General features: G+C 42.4%; 17 protein-coding genes and 1 pseudogene. 7 read left to right on the top strand and 11 right to left on the bottom strand.

What is annotated here, in order from left to right; translation table 11 throughout:
* The first annotated feature begins 260 nt into the window (after positions 1–260).
* The 6 genes from DWX26_RS03170 to mobQ all read left to right on the top strand — a co-directional run bounded on the left by DWX26_RS03170 (position 261) and on the right by mobQ (position 5398).
* Entirely contained in the window at positions 261–1178 is a 918-nt protein-coding gene (locus tag DWX26_RS03170) for a ParM/StbA family protein (RefSeq protein WP_117688329.1), read from the top strand.
* A 3-nt stretch (positions 1179–1181) separates the two neighbouring features.
* A complete protein-coding gene (locus DWX26_RS03175; RefSeq protein ID WP_118600849.1) occupies positions 1182–1565 on the top strand; it encodes an adenylate cyclase in 384 nt (127 codons plus the stop codon).
* 24 nt (positions 1566–1589) lie between these two features.
* Positions 1590–2306: a replication initiator protein A gene (locus DWX26_RS03180; RefSeq protein ID WP_005348487.1), complete on the top strand. Its 717-nt coding sequence runs from the start codon at positions 1590–1592 to the stop codon at positions 2304–2306.
* A complete protein-coding gene (locus DWX26_RS03185; protein WP_118600851.1) occupies positions 2303–3160 on the top strand; it encodes an ATP-binding protein in 858 nt (285 codons plus the stop codon). The genes DWX26_RS03180 and DWX26_RS03185 overlap by 4 nt, the downstream gene beginning before the upstream one ends.
* Before the next feature lie 170 nt (positions 3161–3330).
* The gene (locus tag DWX26_RS03190) at positions 3331–3552 is read left to right on the top strand and encodes a DUF3847 domain-containing protein (RefSeq protein WP_005348485.1); all 222 of its coding nucleotides are present in this window, start codon (positions 3331–3333) and stop codon (positions 3550–3552) included.
* A gap of 136 nt (positions 3553–3688) precedes the next feature.
* Positions 3689–5398, top strand: coding sequence for a MobQ family relaxase (gene mobQ / locus DWX26_RS03195; protein ID WP_118600853.1), 1710 nt, complete (start codon positions 3689–3691; stop codon positions 5396–5398).
* A gap of 146 nt (positions 5399–5544) precedes the next feature.
* On the opposite strand, the gene DWX26_RS03200 is transcribed toward mobQ, so the two are convergent.
* From DWX26_RS03200 to DWX26_RS03250, 11 genes and pseudogenes are all read right to left on the bottom strand, one after another.
* Positions 5545–5961 carry a YjdF family protein gene (locus DWX26_RS03200; protein ID WP_118108818.1) on the bottom strand — a complete coding sequence of 139 codons (417 nt, stop codon included), beginning with the start codon at positions 5959–5961 and terminating at the stop codon, positions 5545–5547.
* Between the two features lie 257 nt (positions 5962–6218).
* Positions 6219–6476, bottom strand: a pseudogene (locus DWX26_RS03205) (TnpV protein); the annotation flags it as partial.
* 86 nt (positions 6477–6562) lie between these two features.
* A complete protein-coding gene (locus DWX26_RS03210) occupies positions 6563–7777 on the bottom strand; it encodes a phosphoribosyltransferase-like protein (protein ID WP_118600854.1) in 1215 nt (404 codons plus the stop codon).
* 20 nt (positions 7778–7797) lie between these two features.
* Positions 7798–8607, bottom strand: a complete 810-nt coding sequence (locus DWX26_RS03215) for a Shedu anti-phage system protein SduA domain-containing protein (RefSeq protein ID WP_118600855.1) — start codon at positions 8605–8607, stop codon at positions 7798–7800.
* A 16-nt stretch (positions 8608–8623) separates the two neighbouring features.
* Entirely contained in the window at positions 8624–9490 is an 867-nt protein-coding gene (locus DWX26_RS03220) for a hypothetical protein (RefSeq protein WP_118108821.1), read from the bottom strand.
* A gap of 182 nt (positions 9491–9672) precedes the next feature.
* On the bottom strand, positions 9673–10530 hold the full coding sequence (locus tag DWX26_RS03225) for a macro domain-containing protein (protein ID WP_118521292.1): 858 nt from the start codon (positions 10528–10530) through the stop codon (positions 9673–9675).
* Positions 10527–11135 carry a hypothetical protein gene (locus DWX26_RS03230; protein ID WP_118521293.1) on the bottom strand — a complete coding sequence of 203 codons (609 nt, stop codon included), beginning with the start codon at positions 11133–11135 and terminating at the stop codon, positions 10527–10529. The genes DWX26_RS03225 and DWX26_RS03230 overlap by 4 nt, the downstream gene beginning before the upstream one ends.
* 450 nt (positions 11136–11585) lie before the next feature.
* A complete protein-coding gene (locus DWX26_RS03235) occupies positions 11586–11957 on the bottom strand; it encodes a TnpV protein (protein ID WP_118202883.1) in 372 nt (123 codons plus the stop codon).
* A 31-nt stretch (positions 11958–11988) separates the two neighbouring features.
* Entirely contained in the window at positions 11989–13647 is a 1659-nt protein-coding gene (gene rlmD, locus DWX26_RS03240; RefSeq protein WP_118600856.1) for a 23S rRNA (uracil(1939)-C(5))-methyltransferase RlmD, read from the bottom strand.
* Complete coding sequence (locus DWX26_RS03245) at positions 13644–14594, bottom strand: 3'-5' exoribonuclease YhaM family protein (RefSeq protein WP_118600857.1); 951 nt, start codon at positions 14592–14594, stop codon at positions 13644–13646. Before DWX26_RS03245 ends, rlmD begins: the two co-directional genes overlap by 4 nt.
* 210 nt (positions 14595–14804) lie before the next feature.
* Entirely contained in the window at positions 14805–16244 is a 1440-nt protein-coding gene (locus DWX26_RS03250) for a S1C family serine protease (protein ID WP_118600858.1), read from the bottom strand.
* A gap of 348 nt (positions 16245–16592) precedes the next feature.
* Here DWX26_RS03250 and DWX26_RS03255 point away from each other — a divergent pair, with 348 nt between their 5' ends.
* On the top strand, positions 16593–18968 hold the full coding sequence (locus DWX26_RS03255) for an endonuclease MutS2 (protein ID WP_118600859.1): 2376 nt from the start codon (positions 16593–16595) through the stop codon (positions 18966–18968).
* Positions 18969–19031 lie beyond the last annotated feature (63 nt).

The following is a 19031-nucleotide window of genomic DNA, read 5'->3' on the forward strand; positions in this document are numbered from 1 at the left end:
CAGACTGGATTCCCACCAACTATATATTCGGCACCGAACTGGCGCACACCTCCAGTATCCATATTATACGATAAAAAACAATGAAATCACAACAAGAGTACATGAAGAACGTAAGCACAATATATCTTTTTTCTCAATTCCTGCTCAATTTCCCCTCAATGCCTTTTTCCTCCGATTTTCGTATGCTTATCCCACAGCAGAGCAGTACCACACCGGTACGACCTGCTGAATCAATCAATACGAAAACGGAGGTATTTTTTATGCGAGAACTCAGAAACACCAAAATCATTGCTGTAGATCATGGCTACGGCAATATGAAAACAGCAAACACCGTCACCCCAACCGGCATCAAAGCCTATGAAACTGAACCAATCTTCACCGGGAATATTCTGGAATACAACGGCATTTACTACCGGATCGGCGAAGGACACAAAGAATTTATCCCGGATAAAGCTATGGACGAAGAATATTATCTTCTGACGCTAATGGCTATTGCAAGGGAACTGAATGTCTTTTCCATCCGTGAAGCAGATGTTCATCTGGCTGCCGGACTTCCTCTGACATGGATCAGAAATCAAAGAGAAGCTTTTCGTTCCTATCTGCTCCAGAATCCAGAAGTCCATTACCGTTTCAACGGCAAAGAATATCATCTCCGCTTTGTGGGATGTAGCCTTTACCCACAGGGATATCCGGCTATTGTAAACCACCTTGGAAATTTCAAGGGAACTAATCTCCTTGCAGATATCGGAAACGGAACCATGAACATTCTGTATATCAACAATAAGAAAGCACAAGAAAGCCGATGCTGGACAGAAAAACTTGGTGTAAACCAATGCATGATTGCTGCAAAGAACGCTGTTCTGGACAAATTTGGAGTGAAGATTGAAGAATCTACAGTAGAACAGATTCTGCGGTTTGGAACAGCTGACATTTCAGCACCATATATGGATTGTATCAGTTCTATTGCCAGACAGTATGTGGCAGAACTTTTTTCCACACTCCGCAAATATGAATACAATCCTGACCTAATGCGCCTGTATGTAGTTGGCGGCGGTGGATGTCTGATCCGTAACTTCGGAACGTATGACAAATTACGAGTCACCATCATTGATGACATCTGCGCCACCGCCAAAGGTTACGAATCTCTGGCTTATATGAGCCTGAAAAGGAGGGGATAAACCATGCAGAACAATATCCGCAACACAAACCTGCGCTTTAATCTGGACAAAGAACAGCAACGGAGAGCCTGGGAATATTTACAGACGATGGACAGGCAGGATTTTAAATCTTACAGTCAGGTAATCTCTCTTGCACTGGTAGATTATTTTGACCGCTACTACCACACACAGGCTGATCCTTATCTGGAAACAAGAGAACGGGAAGAACTTTTTGTGAAACAGATTGTAGATGCAGTGGAAAACAGTCTGAAACAGGCATTGCCACTTTTTCTTTCCGGACTGACTGCAGGCATGGCGCAAAGGGAGCCCCAAATCAGGGCATCCTTTCCAGCACCTGAAAATTCACAGCCAGATAGTGATGTAGACTGGGATTTTCTTGGGGAATAAACCCTTTTGATTGGAGGTGAACACATGACTGACTTTCTGACAGCAGACACCAACCTGCCATCTTATATGATGTTTCCCCGTTTCCTTCTGGACATGGAAATAAACGAAACTGCCAAAATGCTTTATATTATCCTGCTCGACCGGGCAAGGCTTTCCCAGAAAAATGAGGGGTGGTCAGATACAGACGGTCATGTGTTCATTTACTTTACGATTGAAGCACTGGCAGAAGTTCTCCACAAAAGCCAGATGACGGTTAAAACTGCTCTGGCAGTACTGGAAAAACAGGAGCTTATCTTCCGAAAACGGCAGGGTCCCGGACAGCCCAATCGGATTTATGTAAAACTCCCAAAAGAAACCATCCACTATACAGACAGATTTCTTTCCCTAAGACAGACAAAAAACTGTCCTATTGACAGACAGGATTCTTTCCCTGATACAGACAGAAAACTGTCTGGTAATAAGAAAGAGATAAAAAAGAACAATTTAGCAATAAGAGGGAGTAAGGAGCCACTCTCACCCTATGGAAAATTTCAAAATGTTTTTCTGTCAGAAAAAGAGCTTGAAGATATCCGGCAGACAATCCCTGACTGGAAGGATTATATTGAACGCTTATCCGGTTATATGGCTTCTACCGGAAAGCAATATCAGAACCACGCAGCTACCATCATCAGTTGGGCAAGACAGGATCATCCTGCTTCCCGACAACGGAATTACGAAAGTGAGGAATACGAAACATTATGACAAAATTTATAGAAAAACCAACAGCTATAACCCCAAACAGAGAGCTTCAGTCTGATGAATATTTTAACGAAACAGACCACCTGATCTACTGTTCCAAATGCAATACGCCAAGGCAATGCAGGCATGAATTACAGGGAAAGGTTCTTATTCCTTCCATCCGCTGTAAATGCCAGCAGGAAATCTTTGAGCAGGAAGAAGCCCAGAGAAAACTTCATGAAAAACAAATGGAAATAGAGCATCTTAAAACCAGCGGCTTACAGGACAAAGCACTCTATGACTACACTTTTGCCAGGGATAACGGCATCAATCCGGAAATAAAACTGGCACACAATTATGTAAGCAACTGGGAAGAGATGAGAGCAAATGCTTCCGGACTTCTCATCTGGGGTGATGTCGGTACTGGAAAATCTTTTTTTGCAGGCTGCATTGCCAATGCCCTTCTGGAAAAAGGCGTTCCTGTACTGATGACCAACTTTTCCCGAATTCTAAATACCCTTACCGGAATGCATTTTGAAGACAGAAACCAGTTCATCAACAGCTTAAACCGCTACAGTCTTCTGATTATTGATGATCTCGGAATTGAGCGGAACTCTGACTTTGTACTGGAACAGGTATTCAATGTGATCGACAGTCGTTACCGCAGTAAAAAGCCCCTGATCATAACGACCAATCTCACTTTATCAGAGCTGAATAACGCCGCTGATATCGCACACAAACGAATTTATGACCGTATTCTGGAGAGATGTATTCCTGTCCGTATCAATAACCGGAATATTCGTCAGGACAATGCAACAGCTAATTTAAAACAGGCAAAAAGAATTCTGTTAAACAATCATGCTCCGAACCAGAACTGAAGCAAAGAAGCATAACACGATAATTATTCTTCACTGACAGTGGTACTACTTTCTTTCCTTATTTATCACCAGAAACATGCCACTGTCAGTTATCCGAAACTATAGTACCAAACCATAAGATTTTAAAACCAATACTGCCCGGATACGGGCATAAAAAGGAGGTGCCAGATATGGCAGATAAAAAAATCATGACACCAGAAGAAAAAGCACTTTTACAGGCAAGACACCGCCAAGAAGAAGCCGAAGCAAGAAATCGCAAAAAAGAACGTGATGCCAGAACACACCGATTAGTCCAGGAAGGAGCCATTTTGGAAAGTATTGTTCCCCATATTAAAGAAATGGATTTGGATTCCCTGAAACGGGAGCTGATAATCCGGCTACGAGGAATGTAAACGCACAAGTTCTACTCCCGAAGGGCGCACTTACTCACCACCCGATAAATCGGGCGGTGGTATCCCCTACGGGGCTCGTGCGCTCTGCCGAGGGCTTTTCCGCTGTTGCAGGCAACATCGAAAGGAGGTGCCAGATATGGCAATTTATCATATGCAAGCCAAAGTTGTCAGCCGTGGTTCCGGACGTTCCGCTGTCGCAGCTTCTGCTTATATGAGCTGCAGCCGGATGTACAATGATTACGATGGCATCCAGCATGATTACACCAGAAAGCATGGACTCATTTATCAGGAAGTATTGCTTCCACCGATGGCTTCACCAGAATGGAAAGACCGTGAACAACTCTGGAATGCTGTGGAAGCTGCAGAAAAAACAAAAGACAGCCGACTGGCAAGGGAATTTGTTGTCGCACTTCCCGTTGAATTAGATAAGGACAGTAATATTTCTCTTCTAAAAGATTTTATTCAAAAGAACTTTGTAGATATGGGCATGTGCGCTGACTTTGCTATTCACGATACGGATGGACACAATCCTCATGCACACATTCTGCTTACCGTCCGTCCACTGAACGAAAACGGAACATGGCAGTATAAAACAGAAAAAGAATATCTCTGCATAAAAAATGGAGAAGAAAAAGGATTTACAGCTACTGAATTCAAAGCTGCTCAAAAAGATGGCTGGGAAAAGCAATACAGATATAAAGTTGGGAAAAAGAAAGTTTATATGACCGCATCTGTCGCACAGGAAAAAGGCTATGACCGCATCGACAAGCATCCAAAAAGCAGCCGCTATGGCAGACAGAATCCCATTTCTGAACAATGGAACAGTGATGAGCAACTCTGTATCTGGAGAGCAAACTGGGCAGATACTGTAAATGAAATGCTTGCCCACAATCAGATAAATGCATCCATTGATCACCGCAGCTTTGCAGATCAGGGAATCACCGAACAGCCGACCATCCACGAAGGCTATATTGCTCAAAACATGGAAAAGAAAGGAATGATAGCTGACCGCTGTGAAATCAACCGCCAGATTCGTGCAGATAACCAAATGCTCCGGGAATTAAAAGCTCAGGTAGAGAAACTGGCTCAAGCTGTCAAAAATTCTATTCCTGTAATTGCAGAAACAATGGAAACTATCCGAAATCATATGATTTTTACACAATATCATTTACTTCATAATGAGATGCAAAAAGAAGTAATTCATGATTGGATGAATCATTTTAATCCAATACTGAATAAATACAACACCGTTAAAAAGAAACTCAAAGCTAAAGTTACAGAACGGAAAGAGCTGAATGTAGAAAAAGAGAAAACCAGTATTTTGAATCCCATCCAGCATATAAAATTGAATCAGCAGCTTACCACTGTTACGGAAGAAATTGAAGAACTGAAATCAAGGAAAGAGCAACTAATCTTCCAGGCACAATGCTCCACTGATAAAGATATGACGAATCTATCCAAAAAATATGACCAGATGAATAGCAATCTTGATATCCTGGATTCTCAGGACATCTCCCTTAAAAAGCAGCTTAAAAAAGACGCCGCTGCTTTCCGGGAAGAAAAATTTCGTCCTGAACCTGAACAGTATACAGAATTGCTGGACACCAGAATCCAGATACGTCCTGATTTCCGGGATAAGCTGATCGAGCAGCTCAAAGGTACTTTTGGTAAGTATTATGACTATCACCGCCGTGATATTGCAACCAATGAAGTGGATTATCTCAATGTGGAAGATCCTGATGTCTTCTCCCATCGTGCATGGGAACTTAAATATCAAAGAGAACAGGAAATACGGCGAAATCAGCCTGCTCGGACTAAGAAAAAATCATATGATATAGAATTATAACCGTCTTTGAATAGATAATATGTTTTTACAAATCTTTTGTTCAAAAATGAGTTCTTTAAAAAAAGCATATGGATTTAACTTCCATACACCCAAACTGTAGACAAAACCCTGCTTTTGCAAGGTTTTGTCTACAGCCTGAAGGGACCTTAATGTCCCTTATGCTTTTCTCTTTTCTTTCGTTGTTTCAGTTCAAACATTCGCTGTTCTTCCGCCTCTTTTTTCTTCCGGCTTTTCTCTTTGCGTTCCTGCTTGTTCTGTTCCTGCTGTAATTTCAACGCCTGTTGCGATTTTGTACCAATGCCTATTTCCAGCATCTGCTTTTTTGCTTCCCGCTGCATCCGTTTCGGATTTCTTTTGATATCCTTTACAACAGTTTCAACAACCGGACTGAATTTCAAACTGAAATAGCACTTTTGAATATATTCCTGTACTTCATAATCTTTTGGCTCTGCACCAAATGTTACCTTTGCCACAGATAGTTTACCATCTTCGATGCGTTCAAAGATTCCCACCCAAAACGGCTCTTCAAAAAATACTGTCAGCTTTCCATTGACTTTGTCCATAAGAATCCCTCCTAAAATTGATTGAACAAAGAATGGACAACCCGGAGGGGCAGGTTACTTACCCTATTTATATAGGACGGCCGGGCTACCTACCGGCTCTGGCACACCAAAGATGTACGTTGCGTTTTTATCTTTGCTTTTATAATCAAGCCATATGGCACGATTAACTTCTGTTCAAATCATACCATATGATCAATGCATTTTCTATATACTTTCTTTATAATCAGAAAAAAAACCCCAAAGAAGCTTTCCACATTTTAAATATACACTAATTCTTTCGACACTATCTCTTCCACTACATTCTGGAAATTATTTACCGCCCTGACCCATTCCATCGGGTCGTTGGCTTTTATTTCTTCCACAATGCCTTACTTCTCCTGTGCTTCTTCATCCAAAACATTCCGATGTTCTATCAGTCTATCTTCCAACATATACCGTAAATATATCGCCGGACGATGCTCTTTCAGATATGTTTTCCGCATCATTCCATAATGCGGTTCTTCATCTGTACTGACATAGACTAAATAGCAAAACCACAACCTTTTTCGAAAGGTTTATCCTCCATTTAGGTGGAATAGTTTTTACCTATCCAAAATGCCTCCTAATGTTTCCAAGCACAATCAATGCAAAAACCATTGCCACCATCATTTCTTAAGCTTATACCACAACCACATTCTGGACATGTGTCAAAAATGTCATCGTATCCATCATCTTCAATTTCTTCAGGTTCCCAATCAGCATTGAATGGATTAATATCTGCATTACTAATCCTTCTCGGTAACAAAGGATACCAACAATCCAACTCATTTCCTTTTTCAATCACATTTCCCCACCATAGCACTATTGGACATGTGTTTGATATATTTAAATCAGTAGCACAAAATGATCCAAAACCAAATGATGGTGTCAGATTATATCCCAAAGGATATAATCCTTTATGATCTTGTATATTTTTTGTAATTGCAATCCCTTTTTTCAGAAATTTTTCTTCAACTATATCTCTATTTTCTAAATTTGAAAATATTCCCTCTGTATATTGATATCTAGCATTACGAAAAACGTAATATACTTTTTTTCCATTAACTCTTTCTAACTTTTCAATATACGAACTAACCTCTGGTAGTTTAGCCAACCTTGATGAAGGCCACAAACATTCCTGAACTGGTTCGTATGAAGTAACATTGTTAATTCTCGTAATTGTTTTGTTATTACATATCTCTCGCCATCTATGAATATTTAATTTTATATTCTTGGTCTTGCATACCTTTTCTAACACGCTTTTTGAAAAATCCATGCCACTCCGACATGCAATCAAATAAATAACATCTATATGTGATCCCTCTGGTATAGTTTGCAAGCATCGTTTAATATCTTTTCTCAATCTGCTTCCAGTGTACAAACCATCATCTAGATATACATAGTAATTCTCTTGTCCCGGATTTCCGGTTCTTATACTGCATCCATATTTTTTGTTTGCTTCATCTTTTAGAATTTCAATCAATTGAATTTGACTTTTACCACTTTCTTGTATATCTAAAAAACATATGCCTTTAAATGGATCTGCATCTGTTGCATTTTTATTTTCTAACTTCAAATAATTCATTATCTCATTCAAAAATAAACTGATTTTATCTCTACCAAAATACCACTTCTTCAAAATATGCAGGGTTTCCTCCAAAATTGTATCCTGCACATCAGGATTGAACTGAGAAACCCATTTATGCACGTGTGCCTGATTTATCTCTATCCCAACAGAAGATTGTCTAAAATCCTTAATTATTTCCGCTATTTCTTTTTCTATTATATCTTTCTGCATTTTCAGAAATATCCCTCTTTTTAATATGTTAACTTTCCTATCAAATTATTCGAAAAATCGTATAAATTATCATAATGTATTATATCGATATCATCGGCTTTTTTCCGCTCTCGTTTTATAATATAGGTCTTATCTTGAAAATCCGATCTCCTTCCAGAAATAACAACATAATGAAACCGAGACATGTCCAAAATATAAAATTCTTCTGGCAAATCACGTGCACTATTCTTGTGCTTCCTCATAATTTCTCCAAAAGAACTATAATTTGCCGGAAGCCATCTTTTCCAATCTTCTAACTGTGATATTCCATCCCTAAATTCTGCACCAAGCTGTCCATCTTTTAATGTTATATTTCCATATGGACTTTCTAATTCAATAAAAATAAATTCATAACCTCCGGAACTTTTTCCAACAAGAAGATAATCAGCTTTATATGAATTACCCAACTGAAATTCTGGAAATAAATACACTCCATGATTTCCAATGTTAATCGATAATCCCCAAATGATGGAGCCTATTATATGATAATATTTTTTATCCTTTATGAAATTCAATATGCTTCTTTCTGTACATGCTTCATCACTTAATAAAGAAAAAAATTCTTCATTTGCAGCAGCCAAACGTTCCACATCTCGCAATTCCGCAACATCCAAATAATTATTAGGAAAAAGTGATTTACACATTCTTGCAGCTTTAGGATATGCCAAAAAATTATTAACTCGTCCAAATCCACTTACTCTTTTTTCACCAAACTTCCGTCCAGTTGCCTCTTCATATTCTTGCTTTTCAGCTTCTGTCAAACCTAAAAGATAATCTCGTTCATATAACATATTTTACCTCACATAATCATACATCTTGATCAACAGATGTATGATTGTCACAATCCTTTTTAAAGTTAATCAATTTATCTGTATCTGTTTTAATTCTAAGTAAATACAGTAAGGCATATGCGCGATTATACAGATATTCAATAAAAGCCAAGTCCTGAATTGGCTCTCTTGCCTGTTTCGCCTTATTCAGATATTCATTGTGACGTATATCAAAATATTCATTGGAGATTTTCATAATCTCCTCAATTTCAGCCTTAACAACCGCATATACTTTACTATTTTCATCTTCGTTGACACTTTTTGCGGCCAATTTATATTTTAGTATTACTTTTTCACTATCTTGTACCGACAAAATAAATTGCAAAGCATCTATTATGTAATCCAATGCACTTTTCTTATCTAGATATTCTCGGCTCGTTATCATTTCTTCTGAATAACGAATCTTTCTTTCGAACATAGAGTAATTTAAAATTTTATCTAAATAATATGATGTTTTATATCCCTCTTGTATTAATCGTCCATTCTGTAATCTATACGGAATGGAAAAACGACTAAGTCGTTTGTTTACCATAACTGTAAAATCATATCTTTTCTCAAAAATTACCCACTCATGAAATGCAAGCTCTATAAACATTTTTATATCTTCCATTTGAGGCACTTCCAATTTCAAAATGTCCGAATAATCTATCCCATAGTGTAATCTATATTCTTTTTCAAAATCTATCCCTAAATAATAAATTCCACCATTCCAATTGTCATAATCTTCATAATATGCCTTTAAAATCCCTGTTCCTGGTAACTCATCTTCGAACCATGTAGTAAAACTCAACCAAAATTTTTTTATATTATCTACTTTTACAATCGATAAATTTGTATCGTCCATTTTTGTTCCTTCTTCCTTAACCAGAATATATATATTTTATCATATCGCTTTCTATTTTGCCATCTACAAAAGAGTAAGAGAAAAGCCGATCAGAAATTACAACTTCCAATCGGCATCTGTGTCTTTTTTATATTTTCCAGTAAATCAGATAAAAGAACTTCCATCATCCATGACTTATCCCTTTATACTAACGAATCGATTTTATCCAATGAAAACTCTTGATCTCTTCTACATATAATACGCAACTTACAAGGTGATTTTATTTTATGGGAGCTTAATTTATAAGACCAAATTATCATATCAAGCAGCTCCTGCTGAGGAATAGATGCACCTGAACCTCCGTCAAAGCGAGTTAACCCAGCTCCTAAAATTGGTATACATACATCTTGCTGTCCATAATGCTTATCTATTTCTTCCCATAATACCGATAAGCACTCCAAATATTCATCACGCGTAAAAAATCTGCCCAACCCATTTTTATCCAGTTTAGCAAATGCCAGCAACAGTTCATCCCCATTCGGTACTATTCTCCCTGATTCATACCGTTCTTTACCCTGATATTTCGATTTAGACTTAAGTGGCTTTAGATGTGAGTTTGACAACAGTAATTGAATATTTAGATTAGGATTTGCAGTTAAATATTGTCCACATATTGAAGTTGGTTTTATATCAGCAGGAGCAGTACCAACATGAGTTGAAAAACATTCATCAAAATTAATTATTTTTTTACATTTCTTCATTTTAAGCAAATCGCCATATTCCACTGTAATTTTATAATTGTTCCCTTTTATACTAACTTTATTTCGCAAAAGTAAATACGTTTTATATCCAAACGCTGTGAAAAACCATACAATTACAAAAGTAAGTACACGATTCACAATAATATTGATTTCTAAAGTATAGCCCTCTAAAGTGAATTGTTTAAGAACATCTTCTGATATCAATATAACCTTTCCAAATATAACTTCTGGAATAAAAGTAAAAACTGCTGAAATGATAGCAAAAGCATATGCCACGCTTTTCTTTAATAAATCACTCAAAATCCCAGTACCTCTTTTATGTATGAATAATCTCCTACTTTATCGCCTCGATAATTTGTTGTCCAAAAAGGTCTTGCACTATCTTCGTAATTCTTCATATAAGAAGGAAGCCAATCTGATTCTCTCCGAAGAGAATTATAAACCACAATAATTGTTTTATTTTTCTTCTCTGCCTGTTTAAATTCATGTTTCAAATACGAATATGAATTAATACATCCCACATCATCGTTTTCACCAGGAGTAGAAGTAAAAAATACCTTACACGATTTCGTACCATTTGTATTTTGTTTATACGGTGTACAATTACAAGAACTTTGATCATTACCTGAACGCCTACAAGCACTCCCTGCTGTACGCAATGCAGTCTTATCTCCAACAACAAAGATAACTGCAGATGAAGCATTAATTTGTCTGTTAAATTCTTGTTTTAAATCGCATATGCGGCAATCAGGATCTTTTGAAACGCTCCCTGATGCTACTTTAGACATATCGATAAAATCAACCTTGTGAAAATTATCACTCCCCCATTTGTTCAACTCTTCAACAACATCACGATCACCATCATATTCTGCATAATCTGCACTTATATATACTTGTTTACTCATATTGTTTTATCCCCCTTTTTGTTATTAGCACTCTTTTTTATCGAGTGCTAGTTTGAATTATATCACTAATTAAAGAATACGACAAGTAACCAGTACATAAATCTACAACAGCAAAGCCGATCAGGAATCTCACCTCCCAATCGACATCTTTCCTTACTCCCCTTCATTTTTACATTCAATCTCCGTTCCATCTTTAAAAACCTAGATTGAGTTCAATGTTTTCAGCATCAAATTCGTATCCATCTCCGTCAAAAATTCTGCTCCATCCGTGTATTCTATCACCTTCTCTGTCCGGTAACCTTCCAATAGTTTCTCGCTCTACATCTGTTCCATGAAAATACCTTATTGCAGTTTCCACAAATTATTTTTGATGCAAATAAATTGCTTTCTGGCTCGTGAAAAAATTGTTTGTAAAAACGGTAAAAAGCTCCCGAAGGAGCTTTCCACGCTTTAAATATACACTAATTCTTTTAACACAATCTCTTCTGCTGCATTTCGGATGTTATTCACCGCCCTGACCCATTCCATATGGTCATAGGCTTTCAATTCTTCCGTAATGCCCTGCCGCTCCATCATCTGACGCACCAGAATATCCATTCTCTCCTGTGCTTCATCGTCCACAAGATTCAGATGTTCCACCAGTCTGTCTTCCAACATATACAGTGAATACATTGCCGGACGATGCTCTTTCAGATACGTTTTCCGCATCATTCCATATTTCCCATAATGCGGTTCTTCATCTGTACTGACAAAATTCGGATAGTAAATTCCGTCTGCTCCCAGTGTGTAGGTTCCACCCTTTTTTTCAAATGTGCTTTTCATGTGTTATTCCTCCTTGAAATCAGCGATATCCTTAGATCATCGCAAAATATTTCAGGGCAGCCTTGATAGCATCTTCTTTCTCTTTCGGACACTGTGGCACTTTTGGATTTTCTGTCTTTGGCAGATTATAGTTCTCTCCTACTTCGATTCCACATTTCCTTTTGATTTGAGAAATATATAAACTTGAAACCTTCAAGCCAAATTCTTTCAGCACATAATCTTTGATTTCCTGATAGGTTGCTTTCAACTCGGCACTGGTGGCATCCAGCTCATCCAGATCTAAGTCGATCTCTATCGTGTCATCTGGTTTTTGTTGGGACAAAAGAACTACCGTCTCTACATGGCAAGTCATCGGAAACTGGTCCACGCCTCTTACCTTTTTCACCTCATACCCCAGCTCCTGAAGAATCTTCAGATCCCTTGCCAGTGTCGCAGAATCGCACGAGACATACACAATCCGATCCGGCTGCATATCGGCCATGGTGCGGAGCAGATTTTCCTCGCATCCTTTCCGCGGCGGATCGACTACAATCACATCGGCATGCGCATGTTCGCCTGGATGTTCTTTGGCATATTTTTCGTAATATTCCGGCAGTACTTCCTCGGATTTTCCGACAAAAAACTCTGCATTTTCGATTCCATTGATTTTCGCATTGTTTTTCGCATCTGCGATGGCCTCCGGCACGATCTCCACGCCGTAAACTTTTTTCGCCTTCTGCGCCAGAAAAAGTGAAATCGTTCCGATACCGCAGTACAGATCCCAGACAGTCTCTTCTCCGGTAAGACCAGCATATTCCAGCGCAAGGCTGTACAGTTTTTCTGTCTGCACGGGATTTACCTGATAGAAGGAAAGCGGAGAAATCTGGTATTTTACCTTTCCGATATAATCGGTAATAAATTCCTGTCCCCACAGACAGCGAATCTCTTTCCCCATGATAACATTGGTCCGCTCACGGTTTACGCTGAGTGTAATGCTCGTCATGCCTTCCAGTTCCGTCAGTGATTGGATGAGTTTTTTCTCTGCCGGCAGTTTCTTTCCGTTCACAACGAGACAGACCATGATTTCTTTCGTTGTAAATCCAAACCGGATCAGCACATGGCGCACCAGACCTTTGCCGGTCTCCTCCTGGTATGCCGAAACGCTGTTTTCTTCCATCCACGCGAGAATGCGGTTCAAAATCTCTTCGTTCTGCTCTACGCCAAGATAGCAGTTCCGGTTTTCCATGATCTGATGCGTTCTTCCCGCATAAAATCCGGTAATCAGTTTCCCGTTTTTATCCTGTCCGATCGGGAACTGTGCTTTGTTTCGATACCGGAACGGAGACTCCATCCCCACAATCGGCTCCATCGGAATTTCCGTCATCCCACCGATCCGCTGGAGGTTCTGGGCAATTTTCTTTTCTTTAAAGCGGAGCTGCTCTGCATAGTCAAGCATCTGTAACTGACAGCCGCCGCATGGACGGGCCACAGGGCATATCGGCTCTACGCGGTGCGGGGACGGTTCGATCAGACGCATCAGCCGTGCGTAGCCGTAATTTTTCTTTGCTTTTATCACTTTTACTTCGGCAAGATCTCCGATAACCGTGTCCTTGACAAAGAGGGTATAGCCCTCGCATTTGCCTATACCCTCTCCGTCGTGTCCCATATCTTCAATTTTCACCGTCAGTACATCATTTTTCTGATAGCTCATGAAAAGTCTCCTGTTCTGCGGATGTTGGACTCAAAGAACCGGTTGTAGCCAATCCACTCATTGCCTGCCGGCGCTGCATCAAACAGCTCGGTCAGAGTCTCCATTTTGGCATCGGCATTATCAGCCAAGTTCAGCGCTACCGCTTCTACCATTGCCGGCTTTTTCGGGGAACCGTATTCCAGCTCACCGTGGTGTGCCAGAATGCAGTGTTTTAACTGATTTTCCAGCTCCATCGGAAAACCTTCTATTTTCTGTGCAGCATCGTGTACCATCTCCGCACCGATCATAATGTGGCCGAGAAGCTGTCCATCATCCGTGTAATCGTTCTGCGGGAATAAAGAGAGTTCTTTCGTCTTTCCGATGTCATGCAGAATCGCTGCCGTAATCAGCAGATCACGGTTTAAGATCCCGTACGATTTCGCCATAAAATCACAGAAACGGGTGACACTTAACGTATGCTCCAGCAGTCCGCCGACAAAGCCGTGGTGAACACTTTTTGCCGCAGAGCTCATGCGGAACCGTTTTACCGTCTCCTGGTCCTGGATAAAATAGTACGTCAGGATTGCGGAAAGATACTGGTTTTTCACCGTTCCAATCCAGGAAAGCAGTTCCTGATACATCGTGTCGATGTCGTAACGGCTGGTCGGCAGATAGTCTGCCGGGTTGTACTCGCCCTCTCCTGCCTTTCTTGCACGCTTGATCGAAACCTGAAGCGCGCCGTTGAATACGGTGATATCGCCGCTGATGTCGACGTAGTCAAGTGCTTCGAATTCGTCGATTCCCATCGAATTCGGATCCCAGATTTTCGCATCGATCGTACCGGTGCGGTCCTGTAAGATCACGTTTTCATACTGTTTTCCGTTTTTCGTAACGGCTGACTGTTTATGTTTGCAGAGATAGACACCGGACATGCGGTTTCCTTCCCGGAGTTCGTTAATATACTTCATAAAAATAAATCCTCTTTTTCTAAAATAAATGCGGACACAGCGTTCCGTTTTTGTTTTCCTTGTTTCTTTACATGCCTTACCAATTCTACCAGATTTTTATACAGAATGCACGTATTTTTTCACAGCGGTTCGGAAACCGTCCGAAAAGAAAAAGCTTTCGGAAACCACGCCGGTCAAGGCCGGCTTTTTGGCTTCCGAAAGCCTCTGTTTTCAGACTTCTCCAAGCGTCACATCAAACGTCATCTCCGCGTATCCTTCGGCGCCTTTCCGCATCGCCGTCACGGTAACCACTTCTCCTGCGCTGTGTTTTCCCAGCTGCTCATGGTACTGTTTGATCGTTTCCACCTTCTGTTCCCCGAGCTTTACAATCACATCATACTCTTTCATGCCCGCCATCATCGCCGGCGAATCGTCTGTGACGCTGCTGATCAGAACGCCTTTTGGAATCCCTGTTTTGTCGGAAAGCTCTTCTGTGACATCCTGCCCGCGGATGCCGATATAAGCGCGGCTCACATTGTTGGAGAGATTTTCAATCAGCTTTTTGATCTGCGAAATTGCAATGCCCGTCACCACGTTGTTTCCCTTGGCACTGTAGCTCTGCGCGATAATACCGACGATTTCGCCGTCCAGATTTACCAGAATACCGCTGCCGTCCGTACTGCCGAGGATGTCAGTTGTCAGCAGATTGTACTCATTGTCCAGCGCTGAGATCTTATTCGTAACCGAAGTCACCACGCCGTACGCAATCGAATCACTGTAGCCAACCGGGCTTCCGACGGCCACAACCGGATCACCCTGGCTTACGAGATACGAACTGCCAAGCGGCGCAATTTCAAGGCCGTCCCGTGTTTCCTCATCCAGCTTCGACTTGTCCACCTTCACAATCGTAAAACCGGTGCTCGGATCATGGCGCTGGTATGTGGCATCTACCATCGTCTCATCCCAGAACGTAACCTGAATCCGCTCCACATTTTCCACAATGCGGTATTCCGTCAGGATGAAAAGATCCTGTCCGTTGTCTGCAACGATCAGTCCGGAAATCTGCTGCTGGTTTTCATAGTTCTGGTTAAAATAGTCCATCTGATTGGTAATGCCGATGACGGTCACCAGCGCTCGTTTTGGTTTTTCCGTTACTTCCAGCATATCCTGGTAGAGCACTTCATAATTTCTGAGACTGTTGTCCTTTGCCTCCGCATCCGTTTCACCATCGACTGTGGAAGCCTCACTGCTCTCCTCCCCCGTCTCCGTTCCCTCTGCCGCTTCGTTTCCATCCGTGCTCTCGGAAATCGTGCTTTCTGCGACACTTTCATCCAAAACACTGCCATCCGCTGTGGAACTGCTGATTTCCGAGCCGGAACCACTGCTGTCCACCGGCGCATTCTCCGAAGATGCTGTCATCGTCTCATCCATCTCCTGTCCGCTGTTCGGATCCTCGTCGCCCGGAATATCCACTTTGGCCGGCGGCTCCTCTTTTGTAATTGCACCGGCAATCTTTGGCTCTGTCACAGCAAAGACCGCGGCCGCAACCAGACCGCCAAGTGCTGCAAGAACCAGCCATCCGGCAATCAGCAATACGATCTTTTTCCAGTCAGGCGGCTGCTTTTTGATGCTCTCTTTCATGAATTTGTAAGGTTTTGGGTCATTTTCCATACATTTCTTTCTCCATACATTCGTATTCCATTCCGAACTGCTCTGCGCATACGCGCTCCCACAATTTTCACATATATAAGAAACTTTACCAGATAGATATGAACATTTTATGAAGACTGTTACATTTTTTTCTCATTTCTCCAAGATCCCGCATTTTCTCGTTCTTGGGGTTTCTTTCTTTTCCTTTTTAAGGTATAATTGGGGGAGTGGAAAAACCTGTGACCCACATTCCACCTGCGCTCTGTGCTTTCCCGTACAGACGCCAGATCAGATCCGGGCGGTATGTGATAAAAAATACCGCATTATCTGTAAACGATGATGAATTATTAATACGAAAAGGTAAGTATCATGAATCAGAAAGCATTAAAAACGCTCGAATACGACAAAATTATCGAACAGCTGGCTTCGTATGCCAGTTCTCCGCTGGGCCGGAAGAAATGTCTGAAGCTCGTTCCTTCTTCTTCCCTCTCCCAGATTACGCGGATGCAGCACGAGACACACGACGCGCTCACCCGGCTCTTTAAAAAAGGCCACATTTCCTTTGGTGATGCCAAAGATATCCGCGGCGCATTAAAGCGTCTCGAAATCGGCAGCTCCATGAACATCACGGAGCTTCTGCAGACCGCCGCACTTCTGGAAAACACGGCACGCGTCAAAGCGTACGGCCGCCGCGAAAATGCGGACCAGACGCCGGACAGCCTCGAAGATCTCTTCGAAACACTGGAGCCTCTGACGCTGCTTTCCACGGAAATCCGCCGCTGTATTCTCTCCGAGGATGAAATCAGCGATGATGCAAGCCCGAATCTACGCCGCATCCGTCGTTCCATCAAATCGTGTGAGGAAAAAATCCACAGCCAGTTAATCTCGCTCGTCAACGGTTCCTACCGCACGTATCTGCAGGATGCCGTCATCACGATGCGCGACGGCCGCTACTGTATCCCGATCAAATCCGAGTACAAAGGCCAGGTTCCTGGCATGGTACATGACCAGTCCTCGACCGGTTCCACCTTCTTTGTCGAGCCGATGGCCGTTGTCAAACTGAACAACGATATCCGTGAGCTGGAAATTGAAGAAGCAAAAGAAATCGAGGTCATCCTCTCTACGTTGAGTGCCCAGGCAGACCTGCACCGCGATGAGATCCGTTACGACCTCGAAAACATGGTAGAGCTTGACTTCATCTTCGCGCGCGCCGCTCTTGCAATGGAGCAGAACGCCAATGAGCCGATCTTCAACACCGAAGGTAAAATCCACCTGCGCAAGGCACGCCACCCGCTGATCAATGCGAAAAAAGTCGTTCCGATTGATCTGTCGCTCGGCGAAGATTTCGACCTTCTGATCGTCACCGGACCGAATACCGGCGGTAAAACGGTTTCCTTAAAGACGGTCGGACTCTTAACACTGATGGGCCAGTCCGGACTTCACATTCCGGCACTCGACCGCTCCTCCCTTTCCGTTTTCGACGAGGTTTACGCCGATATCGGTGATGAGCAGAGCATCGAGCAGTCGTTGAGTACCTTCTCCTCCCACATGACGAATGTGGTTTCCTTCCTCGACAAGGCAGACCGCAATTCCCTCGTCCTGTTCGATGAGCTCGGCGCCGGTACCGACCCGACAGAGGGCGCGGCGCTTGCCATCGCGATCCTCTCTACGCTCCACGAGCGCGGCATCCGCACCATGGCAACGACACACTACAGTGAACTGAAAATCTATGCCTTATCCACACCGGGCGTGGAGAATGCCTGCTGTGAATTCGATGTCGAGACTTTAAGCCCGACATACCGCCTGCTCGTCGGCGTTCCTGGAAAGAGTAATGCGTTTGCGATTTCCAGCAAACTCGGCCTGCCGGACTACATCATCAACAAGGCAAAAGACGAAATCAGCGAGCAGGATGAATCGTTTGAGGACGTTCTGACCACTCTCGAGCAGAACCGGATCACGCTGGAACGCGAAAAAGAAGAGCTTGCCCGCACCCGCGCGGAAGTCGAATCCCTGAAGCAGAGCCTTGCCAAGAATCAGGAACAGATCGACGCAAGAAAAGAAAAGATGATCTCCAATGCAACCGAGGAGGCACAGAGAATTCTCCGCGAGGCGAAGGAATACGCCGACCAGACGATGCGCGATTTCCAGAAATTTGGAAAAGAGAATGTTTCCGTCCGCGAAATGGAGCAGAAACGTACCGCTCTGCGTGAAAAGATGAACAAGCTCGATAAGAAAAAGGCGAAGGAAGTACCGAAGCGCACCGGAAATCTCCGCCCGCAGGATCTTCATCTCGGCGATGCCGTCAAAGTCTTAAGCATGAATCTCAAAGGTACTGTCAGCACCCGCCCGGATTCGAAGGGAAATCTCTTCGTCCAGATGGGTATCATGCGGACCAAAGTGCATATCTCCGACCTTGTGCTGATCGACGAGGCTGTCATCACCGGCCCGTCCATCTCCCGCACAAGCAGCGGAAAATCGAAGCTTTCCAAGGCTGCCACGATTTCTACCGAGATCAATCTGCTCGGAAAAACGGTGGATGAAGCGGTTGCCGAACTCGACAAATATCTCGATGACGCTTATCTCTCCCATCTGCCGAGTGTCCGCGTTGTCCACGGAAAAGGAACGGGCGCACTGCGGAAAGGCATTCACAATTATCTGCGCCGCCAGAAACACGTAGCGGACTTCCATTTAGCGGAATTCGGCGAGGGCGATGCCGGCGTTACGATTGTTACGTTTAAGAAATAAAAACTCAGGAAAATATGGGACGGAACGCATACTGTATGCGGTTCCGTCCTGTCCCCAGTGAAG

Source organism: Blautia sp. AF19-1 (assembly GCF_003479155.1).
Taxonomy (GTDB): domain Bacteria; phylum Bacillota; class Clostridia; order Lachnospirales; family Lachnospiraceae; genus Fusicatenibacter; species Fusicatenibacter saccharivorans.